Source organism: Maribacter antarcticus DSM 21422 (assembly GCF_000621125.1).
Lineage (GTDB): Bacteria > Bacteroidota > Bacteroidia > Flavobacteriales > Flavobacteriaceae > Maribacter > Maribacter antarcticus.
Map to the genome: position 1 here is coordinate 105035 of NZ_JHZC01000011.1, position 15082 is coordinate 120116.

A 15082-nucleotide genomic window follows, 5' to 3' on the forward strand; every position below is an offset into this window, starting at 1 on the left:
TAGAATACATAACTCAAAACAAGGTTGGTCTTCAACTTATTTGTGTCATGCACCAAGCACTTAAGTTTTTATTTGATTTGACCCAAAACACGAACGGCACAACCATAGTATCAGCATTCGCTGTATCCCCCGGAATATATTTTCATTGTATTAAATTGAATGAAAACTATTTTGATATATGTTTTTTACACCTTATTTATTCAACGGTAATGAAAATTTAAAATTACTACCCTTACCTAATTTGCTCTCAACCCAAATTTTTCCGCCATGTTTTTCTACAAATTCTTTGCAAAGTAGCAAGCCTAAACCTGAACCCTTTTCATTTGCTGTTCCAAGGGCTGTTTGATTTATTTCTAGATTGAATAATTTATTTTGGGTTTCTTGATCCATTCCAACCCCATTATCAGAAACGGTAATTTCAATACAGTTATCGTACTGCGCTGCGCAGACATTTACTTGACCTTTTGACTTTGTGTATTTTATAGCATTCGAAATAAGATTTCTTAAAACCGTTTTAATCATATTATGATCAGCAAGAACTTCAATTTCTTCTGATTGATTATAATTTAGTACTATATTTTTATTTTGTGCACTTGCATTTGAAAGCTTAAAAATTGCTTGAATAGTAGCCGAAAATCTTACCTGTTCTGGTTTAAAACTAATTTGTCCGCTTTGTGATTTTGCCCAATTCAATAAATTATCAAGTAAAACTAGTGTGCTTTGGGTTGTTGAATGTATGATGTCTGAGTACTTTTTAATTTTTTCGACATCATATTTTTGTACATTTTCAGTTAGTAATTCAGAAAAACTCAATAGACTATTAAATGGACTTCTTAAATCATGAGCAATTATTGAAAAAAATTTGTCCTTTGTGACATTCAGTTCCCTTAATTGAATTTCACTTTCATGTAGCGATTGTTCAACATTTCTTCTTTTGGTAATGTCATGTATTATCGAAAATAACACGCGTTGTCCCTTACATTCAATTGGTGAAGAATGAGCTTCAACAATTCGTATTTCGCCATTTGCTAATTTATGAGGAAATACAAAATAATTTCGCTTTTCAATTATTGCATTTGTTCGCTCAATCAAAACTTGTTCTTGCGACAATGTATTAATTTCATCAATATTCATAGAACACAGTTTTGACTTTTCATATCCATAGAATTTAATCGCTGAATTGTTTGCATTGATAATCAAGCCTGTTTTTGATTCTATTAATAGCATTATCGCATTATGTCGCTCAAACATATTTTTAAAACTGTCTTCGTTTTCTTTTACGAATGTATCTGAAGACTCTTCTTTCAATAAATGTTGATGGACAGAATTCAAAATATTATTTTGCTTTTTAAGCTGATTTTTCCGCTGTTTTAATTCCATGGCTTCTTAAGTGCTTTTTATTAAAAAAATCTTACATCAACCTCATAAATAAATGTCATTAAATAAGCACGAAAAACCCTCATCTAATCAATTTAAAACCCTTCAAAAAACTATTTTGATATATTTTACTTTTGGGTGTACCTTTGAAAATCAATCAAACCATTGAATGCCCCTTATCTATCTAATCAGCGTCTGCTTTTGTTTTTTTACAGCAGCCGTTATATATTTCAAAATAAATACCAATAAGATTTTTGGGGTTTATTTATTAGTATGGTATTTAATCTTTAACGGGATTGCCAATTTATTTGTTGTGCTTTTAGATTCTGGATATTTGGCTTATGTACCCTATCTATATAAAATCCCTGTTCCTCTTACGCTACTGGTTATGCCACTATCTTATTTGTACATCAGAAGCACATTAAATAATGAAAATAGATTTAAGAGAACAGATTTTATTCATCTCTTGCCTTTTGCTGTGTTCACCATAAACTATCTACCGTTTTACTTCATGCCACTTGGAGAAAAGACGGTACTCGTGAATAAGGTAATTGAAGATATTTCTTTAACAGTATCGCACCAAGATGGAATGCTTCCAGAATGGCTAAGTGTTGTGGTTAGAGTTGCTTCTATGATTTTTTATTTGATTCTCATTGGGTTCTTTTTAAAAAAATATTACAAACACAATAGCTCGTCAAGACCTCATTTTTTAAAAATTAAAAATTGGGTCTACACCCTTTTTAGACTTCAGATTATGTACTGGGTAGGACTAAATATTATATACTTTATATTTGGATTGAAACTACTTAAAATTACCGAAGGAGATGTTCTTTTTGATTTTATGTCAGGTACAATTGTTTCCCTATTTTTTCTAAGAATCGCTACCTACCTATTAATGAACCCAAATTTACTTTTAGGCCTTAATTATAAATTGGCGCCAAATATTACTGAAGAAGTTGAACCGTTGATGCGTAGTACTGATTTTAAAAAAATACATCAATATATATTTCATGATGATTTTTACAAAGACTCAACATTAAATATTACTCAGGTGGCATCCCACACTAATATGAGTCCAAGGAATATTAGTATCGCAATAAGTGACCAAGGTTTTGAAAACTTTAAACACTATGTTAATGATTTAAGGGTGTCTCTTGTGAAAGAAAGGCTTACCGCAGATGTACTAAAAAGTTATTCAATAGAAGCCATTGCAACTGATTGTGGGTTTAATTCTACGCCTACTTTTTACAGAGCCTTTAAAAAGAGATACAATCAAACTCCAACCGATTTTTTGAAAAAATAAGGGCCAAAAGTCAAACGCTTAAAAAACCATATACACGTGTTTTGTGCCTTTCTTAATAACTTCTTTTATTAAGGTATAGTTGCCCTAGACTTAAAGTTCATTTGCTTACATTTAAAACCAAATATTTGAATTATGAAAAAACTCTTTGCTGTCTTTATGCTCTGTCTAATTTTAATGGCTTTTAACACATCTAAAGCTACCAAGGCGGGGGTTTTGCCTGAAACTTCCCTTTTCAATAACCCCACTGCCATAGATACCTCAGGAGCAAAACGATTTTGGGATAGGTTAAAAAACCATTGTGGAAAAAGCTTTGAAGGAAAAATAGTAAACGCACCGGCCGGAGATGATTTTCACGGCAAACGCCTTGTAATGCATGTGCTCTCCTGTAGTGACGATGAAATCTTGATTCCTTTTAATGTGGGTGATAATCGAAGTAGAACCTGGGTTTTAAAATACAAAAACGGTAAAATAGAGCTCAAACACGATCACAGACATGAGGATGGAACATCGGATAAGGTAACCATGTATGGCGGTACCACTCCCAATACTGGACTTCCCCAATTGGCTATTTTTCCTGCGGATGAGGAGACTGCAACTATTATTCCAGCAGCTGCCAACAATGTATGGTGGATTACCCTCGATACAAAAGCATTCACCTACAATCTAAGACGCATAGGCACGGAACGTTTCTTTTCGGTGTCATTTGACCTGACTTACGAAATAGAACAACCTAAAGCCTCTTGGGGCTGGGAAGGTTATAGCGTGCCAGCCAAAAAGTGAGATAGGCAATATTTTAGCCACAAAAATAGATAACTGAGTATACTTTTGTTGACCTCTATAAAAAGAATACATCGCTACTCCCCATTAAAACCCTCACATTATTTTTTGAAAATTGAACAAAAAAAATAGTTTTATAATTATTCGTTAACTTTAACAATGATAGGATTACAAACAAGACTAACTCAACTAGCTAGACTCTTTTTATCTGAAAATTCAAAAAAGACTATAGAACGGGTCATTTTGATGCTTGCCATTGCCAGTTTCATTGTGCATTTGCTGTGTATCTATTTTGCAGAATTCCTTCCTTTTTTAGATTCAGGAAGCCCTTTATTAGGAAACCCTATTGCTGCTGTCTACACCCCATTTTCCTTTATTCTGGTTTACGAGGTCTATCTTTTGGTATACTATCTACCAAAATCTATAACTAATTATATTAGCAAACAGTACGAAATCATCAGTTTAATCATCATTAGGCGATTGTTCAAAGATTTGGCAAATCTTAAACTCAGTACCGACTGGTTTACCATCAAAGACGATTTACAATTTACCTATGATATTTTAGCCTCGGTAATGCTCTTTTACCTTTTGTTCTGGTTCTACCGTCTAAACAAAAACCGAAAAATACTAAATACCGAGACCTTGTCCCTTGGCGTTTCCATGGATAAATTTGTTACTTTCAAAAAGGTTATCGCCGTAATTCTAGTGCCACTCCTACTTTGTTTAGCGGTATATACGTTTGGCAAATGGGGATATCTTGAGTTTTCAGATAACAATGGTAGCTTAAAGGAATTAAAAAATATCAACAATATCTTTTTTGATGAGTTTTTCACTGTACTGATTGTCGTAGATGTGTTGTTACTCTTGGTCTCTTTTTTTTATACGGATAAATACCATAAGGTGATTAGAAACTCCGGCTTTGTTATTTCTACCATTCTTATTAGATTATCCTTTTCAGTTGATGGCCTTGTTAATACAGTGTTGATTGTTTTTGCCGTTATTTTTGGATTGACCATATTAGCGATACATAATCAGTTTGAAAGGCACCTAGAGGTTGAACCTTAGCCATAAACAGCAAATCAATCTGTATTGATAAGCTCCCTAAAATATAAATTATCAAACAAGCATCCCAAAACAATCTCGGTGGGAGCAACCCTATCGCTAAAAGCTTTGAACTAAAAAAACCAATAGCCTCTTATTAAAGGATACCACTGGTTTTTCTTAAAAATAGTGTCTTGAGCATAATTGTTTTTCTTTTTTATCCTCTCGTTAACCAACCTCTCCTATTAGCGGTAGCTATGGCGTAAGGCGTAATCCAAAAGAGTCCGAATGTAAATAGAATACTGTACGAGTATGCCCAAAACGCTTCAGAAAAACTATAACGCTTTGCATAAAAAATAACAGGAAAAGTCGATAATACCAAGATACTTACAAACGTAGAGCTTAGGAAAAGTAACGGATGCGACAATACAAAAAAGAACATGAACAACATAAACGGATAGCTCATGATAATCTTTGTAGCTTGACTAAAAAACAATAGTCGCGTACCTATCTTAGAACCTTTCCTGAAATTCATGAACACATATTTGGACATTTCAATATTCTCTCGAACATTACTCCTGCCCCATCTAATGAACATTTTATAAAGCCCTGTGTACTCCTCAGGTACATTGGTGTAGGCATAAGCGTTTCTTTGGAATAGGACATGATACCCTTGTTTCAATATCATATTGGTCATGGCGCGATCCTCTCCAATATCAGATGCTTGACCCATAAAAGTCTGATTAATCCATTGTGGTAGACAAGCAAAAACGGCTTCGCTGCGATAAGCGGCCAAAGCACCCGGTGTACATAATACTGAATTTAAACTACTCTCTGCAGAGCGAACAAACTCAAAGCTAAGTACGAAACTTACATCTAACATTTTGGGTAGTAAAGCCCTTTCGTTGTTCAATACGCGAATATTACCCGCAACTGCACCACATTTTGTGTTCGTCACAAACGGACTTACTAAGTTACGGAGCGTATCTTTCTTCACAATAGAATCACTGTCTACGGTTACAAACACAGCGCCCGTACCTTCATTAAAACCACGGTACAGTGCATGACGTTTTCCCATATTCTTAGGCTGTTGGCAAATAGATACTCGGTCTCCCAATTGCTTTTTAGCCTCTTGCATCCATTTCCAAGTATCATCTTTACTCCCATCATCGATAGAAAGTAACTGTAGTTTTTCTTGTGGAAAATCGCTCTCGGCCAAACTGATTAACGTAGCCCAAACTTGTTTTCCTTCGTTATACGCGGGAACGATTACGGTAACTGTTGGCAGTTCTTCATCAGAAACGGAGCTAATGGCCTTATACATAAAATACCTAACTAAAGTGTAAAGGAAAAATAAAGCCTTGTACAGAAATAACCCTGAAGCAATAGCTATAAAAATAAATCCAAAAGTAGAACTTTTGCGATCTAACCGAAACTGTGTGAAATCGTTTTGTAAAATAAATACTAGATATGCAGAACCTAGCATAAGCACCAGGGTACTACCCAAAACAAAAACCCCCCAAGCATTTGCCGTTTCAAAGAAAACGGTAATACTAGCGATGATTCCCTTATTCTTTTTTTGCGCAGACGTACGTACCTTTTCAATCATGCTCTTTTTAATTTTCAATTAATTAGGTGCTCTAATAAAAGTGTTCCACTACTATACGTTGTGTATCACTTTTTAGATGTCTGTTTTCAATTAGTTAATCTTGAAAGCATCGCATTTAACATTTGCTTGATTTTGAGTATATTTCTATTACGTAAAACGGGGTATAACAGTACCTGTTATTTTCCTGAATTTCATCGAGGGTGCCCCTCCATGTCCATTTCTGTGGTAGTAAATCTGACTGGGAATACCTTGTTCCTTTGCTACTTAATAACTTATATAGCTATGTTCTGGTATTACGTTCCAAAAGTGTTCGTCTACAAAAAGTACTACCCCCACTAAAATATGGACTAGTCCCATAAATAATGGGTAGTTTTCTATCTCTGTTTGCTCCGTTCGGGTAACCGTTACATGCATACGATTTAGTTTTTCGTAGGTATCACTTTCAAATTCCGTCTCCACCCATAAATCGTAATGTATCCATTTACCGTTGCCCTCGAAAGTAGCAACTAGCTGCACTACCCTATCCTTAAAAATGGATATGTATTCATTTCTAGCTGGGTATAAAAAAGGTTTCGCTAGGGAGATTTAAAGATTTTAAAACGCCATGAATAAATAACGTCTTAGCATATGAAATACATATAATAAGGCGCTAGTTATCTATTCTTTTAATCTCCGTTTCTTCTAAAAGCGATTCATTACGCAAGCGCAAGAAAACTTGTGCTGTAGTAATCACATCAAGCTCGCAATAGCACGCGATTCTATCAAGGTCTTTATCCTTATAAAATACGTCACGTACCATGCTGCCATCTATGTCTTCTTTTGGGGAAGCGATACCTAAAACATTGGCCAAAAGTTTCAAGGAGGTATAATTTTTATAGTCTCCAAATTTCCATAGATCCTTGGTGTCCAAATGGTTAACTTCCCAAGGTTTCTTGCCAAATAGATTTAAATGATAGGGAAGGGAAATCCCATTAATGATCATCCGCCTAGCGATATAGGGAAAATCAAATTCTTTGCCATTGTGAGCACATAGCATATGTTTCACTAGGCCAAAATGTTTTTCCAACAAGTCCTTAAACTGCTCTAGTAGTTGCGGTTCTTCACCCTTAAACGTAGTTACCCTGAATGTCTTCGAGTCTCCATCTAGTTTGAAATAACCAACGGATATACAAACAACTCTTCCAAATTCCGCCCAAATACCTGCACGTTCATAAAACGCTTCAGGCGTGTGTAGGTCTTTACGGTGGAACCTGGTTTTTTGTGCCCATAACTCCTGCGTAGTTTCATCCATCGTGCAAAAATTAGGATGCTGCAGAACCGTTTCTATATCTAAGAAAAGAATATATTCTAGGTTGATTTTGTAAAGCTGAGAGTATCCTTATGGATTTTAAATTATAACAATACTTTGATGTAGCAAGAAGCCAGGGCCAAAACATAGTGTTATAACCATGCACTATGCTTTTATTCTGCAGTATGTTCCCTGCTATTACAAGTCTTTTAACGGCTTATAAAGGAAATAATACCCCTTGTATTTAATCTAATAGTGAATCTATTTTAAGCTTGCGCCTAAAACTAAGGTACCGACTTCTTGGTCTGTTTTGATGTATGGTCTAAAAGATGTATAATTAGAAAGCAATGTTGGTTGGATTAAAACTATCGATGAACTACCATTTATAGTCTCTTAATTTCTTAGTACTATCCAAGTACAGACTATCCGTTCGGTAAAATCTAAAATAGTGATTGCTGTTTTACTGGACTTTCGTGCTCCAAAAGCCATTTTTTACGCAATAACCCTCCTGCATAACCGGTAAGCAAACCATCGCTTCCAATAACTCTATGACAAGGAACTATAATCCAAAGCGGATTTTTACCATTGGCAGCTGCTACAGCTCTAACAGCCTTTACATCACCAAGTGATTTTGATAATTGTAGGTAAGAAACGGTTTTTCCAAAGGGAATTTCCAATAACCCCTTCCAAACCTTTTGCTGAAAATCGGTTCCAGATGGATTTAGTGTTAGGTCAAAATCAGTTCGTTTACCTTCAAAATATTCGTTAAGCTGGTAAACAGCATCTTCCAGTAGCTCCGGTATAATTTGAGTAATACGCTCCTTGGTATTTAATACGGATATAGAAGATAAACCCAGAGAATCGCCCTCTAGCTTAGCGATACCTAAAGGAGTATTCACGAATGCTTCTTCCATAATTTTGTAAAATTTATTCTTTTTTCGGTGTATCTAAGGTCTTGTCTATAACCCCCGCTTGCTGAGCACGGTTTTCCCAATTCTTCCGTGCTAAAACCTGAAGATCTGCAACGTTGTCACTTTCATCCATAATTTCAAGTCCTAATAAGGTTTCAATAACATCTTCCATAGTAACCAATCCGGCAACCGACCCATACTCATCTACAACCAAAGCAATATGTTCTCGTTTGGCTATTAACGTATCGAAAAGCTTTGGAATTGGAGTATTTCTGCGGGTAATCAAGATATCTCGCCGTATTTGAGATAAAGGCAACTCCCCATTTTTATTAATGATTTCCTCATAAACATTGTCCTTGAGAACGTAGCCAGTGATATTATCTTCCTTTTCATCGAAAATAGGAATTCTAGAAAAGCGAAGCTTTGGGTTTTCTTCAAAAAATGTTTGGATCGAAATTGCATCCGAAGCAATTTTAACAACGGCCCTTGGCGTCATCACATCCTTGACCAGTACTTCATCAAAACGTAACAAATTTTTAATAATGGTAGATTCGGATTTTTCAAATACCCCGTCTTCATGGGCCATATCCGTCATAATAGTGAAATCCTCTCTACTCAGCACACTTCCGTGGTGGCCTTTGCCTCCCACCAATTTTGTAAAAAGCTGCAAAACCCAAAGAAACCCCGTGTATTTTAGGGCGAGGACCATAAATTTTAAGGTCTTAGCAGTAAAATTAGACAGTTGTCGCCAGTACGTAGCACCTATTGTTTTTGGAATAATTTCGGATGCCACTAAAATTAAAATGGTCATAACCGTAGAAACGATTCCAACCATAAGATCCTCTGAAAACTGGATTCCAAATAAGGTGCTTTTAGCAGGACCATAATACTCCACATAAGCAACTTTTGCCTGCACTCCTACCAATATGGCCCCCACAGTATGTGCAATAGTATTTAGAGTGAGAATCGCAATAAGCGGCTGGTCCACATCTTTTTTAAGCACCTCCAAGGTTTCGGCATACGCTTTTCCTTCCCGCTTCTTTACATTGATAAAGGTTGGTGTAATACTAAGCAGTACGGCTTCTAGAATAGAACATATAAAAGAGAAAAAAATTGAAATAACAGCGTAAAAAACCAGTAATCCCATTAGTATAATTTGAGCAACTAAGATACCACTTAAAAAACGGTATGCTAGACGGATTTTAGTTTTGCTGTTTAACGTCCAATTTGTGACCCAACTTTAATGCTTTATAAAACAATTGCTGTACCGCAGAACGAATATTCAGAGTGTATAAATTTCTATTCTCTCGTGTAGGATAGACCCTGTTCGATAGAAAAATATATACCAATTGATTTTCAGGGTCAGCCCAAACAAAAGTGCCTGTAAATCCACTATGGCCAAAGCTAGCAGGACTTACTTCCGGGGCAGGGTAGGCATCTTCTAGTAGAAGTTCGCTGTTATTCAACAAAGGCTTATCAAAACCAAGCCCTCTTCTATTGTCGTTTTCAGGATATTGTACTTTTGCGAATTCTGCCACTACTTCTTGAGAAACGTATTCCTTGCCTTTAAATGTTCCATACTCCATAAACAATTGCATCATCTTGAATAAATCTTGGGCAGAACCAAAGAGTCCTGCATTACCGGATATTCCACCTAATAGTGAGGCATTTTCATCATGTACCCAACCTTTCGTCAGCGTATTCCTATACAGTGTATCGAGTTCCGTTGGTACTATATTGTTGAAAAAGTTCTTAGACATAGGTAAGAACCCTAAAGTTTTCGCGCCTATTGGATTGTAGAACGTACTTTTAAGGTAGCTTTCGTACGATTGTCGAGTCAATTGTGCAATCAACTCGGGAAAGATTAAAAAGGGAAGCCCAGAATAGACGTACTTCTTTTCTTCAGACACCTTAGACCTGTTAATCATCCGATACATCTTTTTATTGAATCTATTTTTTACATAAATTCCTGGGTAGGCCTCCTTGGCAAAACCTGCCTTTATATTTGGTTTGACAAATCGTTTTTTTAATTGACCATTCTTTTTGACGACTTTATTCAAGAAAATAATATAAGGCTTTAGCCCAGATTGATGCGCTAAAATTTCACGAAGTGTAAGATTTCTTTTGTCCTTAATACGCTTCCAAGGTTTCCAGTAAGTACTAAACGGAACATCTAAATCCAATTTTCCCTCATCAACTAATTTCATAAGCGCAGGTAAGGGGCCTAAAATTTTAGTCACCGAAGCCAAATCGTAAATATCATCCAAAGCTACGGGCTGAATACTATCATAGGTATGAAACCCATAGCTTTGATGAAAAACAACAGTGCCATTTTGCGCCACCAACACCTGTGCTCCAGGAAACGATTGGTTTTTTATACCATTTGTTATGATAGAATCCACCTCCTTATTAACCGTAAAACTATCGACTTCAATTGAAGCTAATAAATTGACCTCCAAATACTGTGACTGCATTTGGATACATAATAAACCGATGAGTATGGTAAAAAAAAACTTCATTCCAGATTGAATTTAGGATTGACTTCGACAACTATTAAAAAGTATTAAATTCTTATTTCCAATACCCCTTTCAAGTTGTAATTCGTCTTATGCGTTCGGGTTTTTTTTTCTAATTCGCTTGTATAATTTAATACCTAACATCAGTAAAATACCCAGGCCGATAATACCCATTACACCGAAAACCCAGCTAAACGTACTTTTCAAAATCACTAAGAAAACTATTGCAAAAAGAATGATAGTAGCACCCTCGTTCCATAAACGCATGTAGTTTGATGTAAACCTAATATCATCATTCTGGAATTTATTGAATATCCACTGATTCCTTAGGTGATAGGCAATTAAGAGTGCCACAAAGCCAAGTTTTATATGCATCCAAGGCTGCTGTAACCAACCTGGCTGTAAAACCAAGAGCCAAATTGCAAAAATAGTCGCAAGGACTGCAGAGGGCCATGTAATAATATACCAAAGCCGTTTGGTCATCAACTTTAATTGTTCGGATAGTATTTCCTTATCCGGAGATGGTTTTTGCCATGCCTCGATATGATAAATAAACAACCTAGGAATATAGAAAAGGCCCGCAAACCAAGTAATCACAAAAATCAAGTGCAAGGCTTTTATATAGTTATAGTATTCGGTCATGTAAGTTCAAATGTCAAGCCTGCTTGCCGCAGGAAAGTTCAACAATCAAAGTTAGTGTCTTTTTGACGAACCAAAATATAAGTCGGCAAAAAAGAGACTATTACGTTTCGTTTGAAAACACCTTTACGCTGTGCGCATTACATTCTTTCTGCCCTCTAACAATTAAACACTACTCGCTTTTAAAACCGAATAGCACCAACACCAGCATTCCATAACTTGGTATTGAAATCAGGTATGGACGTTTTCATAAAGGCATCGGCCTTACTTTTGAAACTATTCCATTGGGCATCGAGCTCTATCTTTCTATCCTTTGAAGCTTGGTTTACTCGTGGAATCGTACTATTTGTAGCATCAATTAAAAACAGATATTCGGCTGTGAATTTATTAGGAAAATTCTCTACATCATCATAGGCTTTTGACTTTCGTTGAATCATGTCTTTATCCCAAGTATCTAATTCATTTAATAATTTTTCACCTTCGCCCTTTATAGACGCATCCGTTACATCTTTTAAAACTACTTTAAGTTGCTCTTGTACTTTATATAGAGCGTTTACCGTGTTGTGCATTGTAGTCAAACGCGCTTCCATATCAGACATTATGGTATGGTATTCTGCGTACTGCTCAGGAGTTGTGCTATAGGTCGGTATAGCAACAATACTACCCTCGGTCGTTACTATTTTATCCGCTGCTTTTAGCTTTATAGTATAACTGCCTGGCGGCACTACATGCCCACTAAAACGTGATTCAATATAGGTGCCGTCAATACCGGGTAAAATTGCAGTTTCCATATCCCATACAAATCTATTCAACCCTTCTTTTTTAAGTAACAGCGGAGCTGGCGATGGACCTCCGCCATTATGGGCTTTATAATTCTTGTCTTTTTTCGAAGAAAAACTACGAACAATTTTCCCCGAAGCATCTAAAATATCCATGGAGATTACCGTTGAATCTTTCAATTTAGGAAGCTCATAATACAGGACCATTCCGTTTGCTGGGTTTACACCGACAAGTGTATTAGTTCCATCAAACGTATCTGTATTGCCACTCATTGGACTGCCCCAAGAGCCGTTCATAGCATCATTCGGCTGATACAGTTTCATGCCTTTTTGAGTCGTCTCGTATTGCGATAACATTGTTAAATCATCCAATATCCAAATTGCTCTTCCCGAGGTGGCAACTATCAAATCTCCTTGGTGGATTTTAATATCCGTTATAGGCGTTTTGGGTAAGTTCAATTGAAAGGGCTTCCAACTTTTTCCACCATTCCAAGAGAGATACAATCCTTTTTCGGTACCTGCATAAAGCAAATCTTTCCGAGTTGGGTCTTCACGCACCACTCTAGTAAAAGCGCCGTTTGGGATTCCTGTATTAATACTCGTCCATGTTTTTCCATAGTCCGTACTCTTATAGAATGCCGGCGTATGGTCATTAAATTTATATTTCGTAGTGGCTATATAGACTGTTGCGGTATCATGCGGAGAAACCTCAATAGCATTCACCAAAGACTCCCCTAGGTTCTTCGGTGTGATGTTTTGCCAGCTCTCACCATTATCCTTAGTAATATGAACATACCCGTCATCACTACCCGTGTAAAAGATACCAGCCTCATGTGGCGATTCTATCACATAGGCTAACGTGCCATAGTTCTCTGCGCCTACTGCTTCATTCGTATATGGACCACCACCGTTGCCTTGTTTTGCATCGATATCACGTGTTAAATCTGGAGACATTTCTTCCCAAGTAACGCCCAGATCACGTGTACGCAATAAAAGTTGTGCGCCATGATAATAGGTGTTGGGTTCGTGTTGTGATTTTAAGGTTGGGGCATTCCAATTATACAAATATTTCATATTTCGTGCTTCCCGTCCTAAATATTGAATTGGTGAAGCCATTACTTGGGTTGATGCTTTCGATTCCATATCCAACACATCAATGGTACCTAAATAACTTCCCCCCATCACATACCTAGGGTTATCAGGATCAAAGGCCAAAAAGGCACTTTCTCCACCTGCAGAGGGACTAAAATCGGACATTGTAATACCACCTCTTCCCACAGCCATATTAGCAATCATTGCAGAGGAATAATCCTGTTGCCCTGAATAGATTTTATACGGAAAAAGGTTGTCCGTATTAATCCGGTAAAACTGTCCTGTAGGCATATTCACTTGTGAAGACCATGTTTTTCCAAAATCAAAGGTAACCGCTGCTCCACCATCATTGGCCAAGACCATGTTTAAAGAGTTCTTAGGATTTATCCATAAATCGTGATGGTCTCCATGTGATCCTGTCATACGCTCCCAATTTTTTCCACCATCTAAAGAGCGTAAGGCTGGGGCACTCAATACATATACAATATTCTCATCTTGTGGGTCGGTAAATACTTCAATATAATACCATGCACGTTGTGTTAATCGATTATCGCCACTGGCCATAGTCCACGTTTTTCCAGCATCGTTAGAAACAAACAATCCTCCTTTATCTGCGTTTGAATCACTTTCAATTAAAGCATATACCTTATTTGAATTTGCGGGGCTCACAGAAATTGCCATTTTCCCCTTTTCCTCAGGAAGACCTTCGGTTAGTTCGGTCCAAGTTTCGCCCGCATCAGTAGATTTATAAAGTCCGCTCCCTTCGCCTCCACTGACCACCATATTCGGTTTACGTTGGTGTTCCCACATGGCAGCATACATAATCTCAGGATAATTTGCATCCATAGACAGTTCTACAGCACCTGTTAATCCATTTACAAATAGTGTATTCTTCCAAGTTTCACCGCCATCGGTAGATTTATAAACACCACGCTCTTTATTCGGACCATACAATTGCCCCTGCGCCGCCACATACACAATATCAGGATTCGTTGGATGAATGATAACCCGTGAAATATGTTGCGTTGCTTTTAGACCCATATGCTTCCACGTTGCCCCAGCATCGGTAGATTTATAAACTCCGTCTCCGTAAGAAGTCATCACCCCGCGCGGTGCATGCTCGCCCATACCCACATAAACAATATTAGTATTGTAAGTAGAAACGGCCACCGCACCTACAGAACCCATCTCAAAAAAGCCATCGGAAATGTTGTTCCAGCGCTGGCCAGCGTCTTCTGTTTTCCAAAGGCCACCCCCAGTTGTTCCCATATAGTAGGTCATTGGGTCGCCGATTACGCCTGAAGCAGTGACAGAACGGCCACCTCTGAATGGACCAATATTTCGGAATTTTAAAGGTTTAAAATAATCTTCTGCTGTTTGGGCAAAGGTTAATGTTGTTGTTAGGAAGGTTAGAATTAACAGTCGTAGATTGTTTTTCATTTGAGGTTTTGTGTATGGTTTTTATTCGATACTTTTTGGTGCTGAATCTTCGCTTATAATAGCACCGCGTGATTGTCCGTAATTTAGTATTGTAATATACAAAGTATTTAAGTCTTATTAAACCAAAAAGGGAAGAAGACTTTCCTTGAATTCAGCACCAATAAACCTATTATAGCCTTTTGCAGCCCAAACAACTAATGCTGCTATAGCCTCAAAGAAACAGTTTCATAAAAAAAGGCTAGGTATAAGAATTCTTAAATTAATTATGATGTGAAATTAGTTGATGCTCCTCCTGTCACTGATTTGCATT

The 15082-nt window shown here is 36.9% G+C and carries 12 protein-coding genes; 3 read left to right on the plus strand and 9 right to left on the minus strand.

Going from position 1 to position 15082, the window contains the following annotated elements; translation table 11 throughout:
• Positions 1-192: 192 nt before the first annotated feature.
• Complete coding sequence (locus tag Q360_RS24700; protein ID WP_051554684.1) at positions 193-1380, minus strand: PAS domain-containing sensor histidine kinase; 1188 nt, start codon at positions 1378-1380, stop codon at positions 193-195.
• A 310-nt stretch (positions 1381-1690) separates the two neighbouring features.
• On the opposite strand from Q360_RS24700, the gene Q360_RS0111940 reads away from it, so the two are divergent.
• From Q360_RS0111940 to Q360_RS0111950, 3 genes are all read left to right on the plus strand, one after another.
• Positions 1691-2680: a helix-turn-helix transcriptional regulator gene (locus tag Q360_RS0111940; RefSeq protein WP_169734645.1), complete on the plus strand. Its 990-nt coding sequence runs from the start codon at positions 1691-1693 to the stop codon at positions 2678-2680.
• A gap of 132 nt (positions 2681-2812) precedes the next feature.
• Positions 2813-3460: a hypothetical protein gene (locus Q360_RS0111945; protein ID WP_027077316.1), complete on the plus strand. Its 648-nt coding sequence runs from the start codon at positions 2813-2815 to the stop codon at positions 3458-3460.
• Between the two features lie 156 nt (positions 3461-3616).
• Positions 3617-4522 carry a hypothetical protein gene (locus Q360_RS0111950; protein WP_027077317.1) on the plus strand — a complete coding sequence of 302 codons (906 nt, stop codon included), beginning with the start codon at positions 3617-3619 and terminating at the stop codon, positions 4520-4522.
• A 193-nt stretch (positions 4523-4715) separates the two neighbouring features.
• Here Q360_RS0111950 and Q360_RS0111955 read toward each other — a convergent pair whose 3' ends face one another.
• The 8 genes from Q360_RS0111955 to Q360_RS0111990 all read right to left on the minus strand — a co-directional run bounded on the left by Q360_RS0111955 (position 4716) and on the right by Q360_RS0111990 (position 14772).
• Complete coding sequence (locus tag Q360_RS0111955) at positions 4716-6107, minus strand: glycosyltransferase (RefSeq protein WP_084273423.1); 1392 nt, start codon at positions 6105-6107, stop codon at positions 4716-4718.
• 264 nt (positions 6108-6371) lie between these two features.
• A complete protein-coding gene (locus tag Q360_RS0111960) occupies positions 6372-6623 on the minus strand; it encodes a hypothetical protein (RefSeq protein WP_027077319.1) in 252 nt (83 codons plus the stop codon).
• A gap of 133 nt (positions 6624-6756) precedes the next feature.
• Positions 6757-7398 carry a 3'-5' exonuclease gene (locus Q360_RS0111965; RefSeq protein ID WP_084273424.1) on the minus strand — a complete coding sequence of 214 codons (642 nt, stop codon included), beginning with the start codon at positions 7396-7398 and terminating at the stop codon, positions 6757-6759.
• A 437-nt stretch (positions 7399-7835) separates the two neighbouring features.
• Positions 7836-8309 carry a methylated-DNA--[protein]-cysteine S-methyltransferase gene (locus tag Q360_RS0111970; protein WP_027077321.1) on the minus strand — a complete coding sequence of 158 codons (474 nt, stop codon included), beginning with the start codon at positions 8307-8309 and terminating at the stop codon, positions 7836-7838.
• Positions 8310-8322: 13 nt separating this feature from the next.
• Positions 8323-9453, minus strand: a complete 1131-nt coding sequence (locus Q360_RS0111975; protein WP_027077322.1) for a CNNM domain-containing protein — start codon at positions 9451-9453, stop codon at positions 8323-8325.
• A 55-nt stretch (positions 9454-9508) separates the two neighbouring features.
• Entirely contained in the window at positions 9509-10825 is a 1317-nt protein-coding gene (locus tag Q360_RS23070; RefSeq protein ID WP_084273425.1) for a serine hydrolase domain-containing protein, read from the minus strand.
• Positions 10826-10912: 87 nt separating this feature from the next.
• The gene (locus Q360_RS0111985) at positions 10913-11464 is read right to left on the minus strand and encodes a CopD family protein (RefSeq protein ID WP_027077323.1); all 552 of its coding nucleotides are present in this window, start codon (positions 11462-11464) and stop codon (positions 10913-10915) included.
• 179 nt (positions 11465-11643) lie between these two features.
• On the minus strand, positions 11644-14772 hold the full coding sequence (locus tag Q360_RS0111990) for a VPS10 domain-containing protein (RefSeq protein ID WP_027077324.1): 3129 nt from the start codon (positions 14770-14772) through the stop codon (positions 11644-11646).
• Between the last annotated feature and the right edge of the window lie 310 nt (positions 14773-15082).

Coding starts and splice junctions, on each gene's coding strand:
- Q360_RS23070 (WP_084273425.1), bottom strand. CDS start 10,825: ATGAAGTTTTTTTTTACCATACTCATCGGTTTATTATGTATCCAAATG.
- Q360_RS0111970 (WP_027077321.1), bottom strand. CDS start 8,309: ATGGAAGAAGCATTCGTGAATACTCCTTTAGGTATCGCTAAGCTAGAG.
- Q360_RS0111945 (WP_027077316.1), top strand. CDS start 2,813: ATGAAAAAACTCTTTGCTGTCTTTATGCTCTGTCTAATTTTAATGGCT.
- Q360_RS0111990 (WP_027077324.1), bottom strand. CDS start 14,772: ATGAAAAACAATCTACGACTGTTAATTCTAACCTTCCTAACAACAACA.
- Q360_RS24700 (WP_051554684.1), bottom strand. CDS start 1,380: ATGGAATTAAAACAGCGGAAAAATCAGCTTAAAAAGCAAAATAATATT.
- Q360_RS0111965 (WP_084273424.1), bottom strand. CDS start 7,398: ATGGATGAAACTACGCAGGAGTTATGGGCACAAAAAACCAGGTTCCAC.
- Q360_RS0111985 (WP_027077323.1), bottom strand. CDS start 11,464: ATGACCGAATACTATAACTATATAAAAGCCTTGCACTTGATTTTTGTG.
- Q360_RS0111975 (WP_027077322.1), bottom strand. CDS start 9,453: ATGGGATTACTGGTTTTTTACGCTGTTATTTCAATTTTTTTCTCTTTT.
- Q360_RS0111950 (WP_027077317.1), top strand. CDS start 3,617: ATGATAGGATTACAAACAAGACTAACTCAACTAGCTAGACTCTTTTTA.
- Q360_RS0111955 (WP_084273423.1), bottom strand. CDS start 6,107: ATGATTGAAAAGGTACGTACGTCTGCGCAAAAAAAGAATAAGGGAATC.